This is a genomic window from Vibrio sp. YT-19(2023) (assembly GCF_033337395.1).
This window is the reverse complement of the sequence record NZ_JAWOQN010000600.1, coordinates 1-657: the sequence shown is the minus strand read 5'-3', so window position 1 is coordinate 657 and position 657 is coordinate 1. Positions and strand designations below refer to the sequence as shown.

Sequence of the window (657 nt, the reverse complement as noted above, 5' to 3'; positions counted from 1 at the left end):
TCTGTAGACTTGTCTGCCACACTTATTACCTAAATTACACTGGCATGTTCATGAGGTCTTTGTAGGCCTCAACGAGCTTATTGCGGATTTGAACAGTGGCTTCAAAAGCAACACTGGATTTGTTACGAGCAATCATGACGTCAGATAAGGAAACATCGGCATCACCACGATCAAAACGCGTTTGTAGATCGCCAGATGATTTTTGAAGTGAGTTTACGTTATTGATGGCTTTGGTTAGGAGATCATTGAAGTCTGCACGCACTTTCGCACCCGTTCCTGTCGGAGTGGTGTTGGTCGCTTCAACCATCATGGCGCGCATTACGGCCTGAATACCATCAACTTTCATTATCACCTCTGAGCCAAAAGTTTGACTATCTATTTAAACTAATTATTGACACAGCAATTTATGTGCCATAAGACGCCAGCAGTATAGTTTACTCACACTTTTGTCTTATGGCTACGCGTGTGAAACCTAACTCGGAATATCTATACCCGCGTCACGCATTTTGGCAAGTTTGTAGCGCAGAGTACGTGGGCTTATGCCCAATTTCTCTGCCATTTCTTTGCGTCGGCCATTACATTCCACCAAGGTTTCTAGAATGATCGCATACTCTTGATCGCGCAGCTCGCCACCCAACCCCTCGCCGCCAGTGTTAA

2 protein-coding genes are annotated in these 657 nt (G+C 45.2%); both read right to left on the bottom strand.

Annotated features, from left to right (window positions below):
* Positions 1–34: 34 nt before the first annotated feature.
* Positions 35–346, bottom strand: coding sequence for a flagellar hook-basal body complex protein FliE (gene fliE / locus R7E78_RS27380; protein ID WP_318058787.1), 312 nt, complete (start codon positions 344–346; stop codon positions 35–37).
* A gap of 126 nt (positions 347–472) precedes the next feature.
* Positions 473–657 (bottom strand): helix-turn-helix domain-containing protein (locus R7E78_RS27375; protein WP_318058786.1); only part of this gene is annotated, 185 nt, incomplete at its 5' end.